The following is a 1,005-nucleotide window of genomic DNA, read 5'->3' as shown; positions in this document are numbered from 1 at the left end:
GTGCCATTGTTTCTTTCAATTTCAAAGATGACAGAACAATCGCTTGAAGGCAATTCAATGGCTGCGCGTATTTGTAAATCAGAGCAGTCAACAAGGTCAAAAGTGCCAAGATCAATGGTTTTTTCTGTTTGTGTGTAGCGTGCCGCCAGCACTCGAAAGGCTAAGGCTTCATCTTGATGGGCTGTCCAACTTTGTGCGTTAACAGAAGAAAAGCGTGGACCGGTCACGTAAGGGTGACTCGAGACGTATCTCTGGTGTTCTGCATCAAAATCCCCAAGCTTTGCTAGTGAGACAGAATGATCAGCATCATCTGTCTTGATAACGAAAGCCGTTAAGCGGTCATCGGGGACAAGGAGTGGTACATCATAGCGTGCCTCTGCCCACCCTAGCTTTGCACCCTTCATAGAATAAAAGCTTTGTGCTTGAATATCGGCGGTCGGATAACCGTTTTCTGTAGTGACCAAATCAATCACCAAATCATGGTTCTCATTACCGATTTTGCAAAGATGAAAGTCAATCCCCGTTATTTGCCGTGTTTCATCGGGGGTAAAGACTTGCGCTTGTGGGTCAAATTGCGTCCATATCTTCACTGTTGTGGTGCGCCGCATCACTTTCACATCAATCAGACCTTGACCGGTAAAAAGCCCCGTTGCAATGGTTCCACCTTTTCCCCTTGCCACAACGTTTTTTGTGCCAGCCGTAATATTTTGTGGAATCGTGAAAGCGCCCTCAAGGGTGCCCTTGCTATCGGCAATAAGGAGACTCTTTGGTAAAACATTCACACCATCAAAGGTAAGACTTTCCAAGATTTCGCTACTGCCAAAACCTTCAATTTTAAAGTGAAGGGTAATTTGTCTTAAAAAGTCGGTTTGTTCTTGATGTGCATTGACCAAGTCATCACGCACTTCTGTGTTACGGATAGTTCTGCCGCGATGTTTTCCCATAATGATTTGATTGGTGATACTCGAGAGCCAATCGGTACGCTGTTCATGCCAAAAGTCTGTC

1 pseudogene is annotated in these 1,005 nt (G+C 45.2%); it reads right to left on the bottom strand.

The features are described 5' to 3' along the window. Positions 1–1,005, bottom strand: a pseudogene (locus tag ACFIL7_RS00160) (DUF4815 domain-containing protein); the annotation flags it as partial.

Origin of the sequence: Bartonella sp. AP3QHHD (assembly GCF_042195765.1) — a bacterium.
In the GTDB taxonomy this organism is placed as follows: domain Bacteria; phylum Pseudomonadota; class Alphaproteobacteria; order Rhizobiales; family Rhizobiaceae; genus Bartonella.
This window is presented reverse-complemented; position numbering and strand designations above follow the sequence as displayed.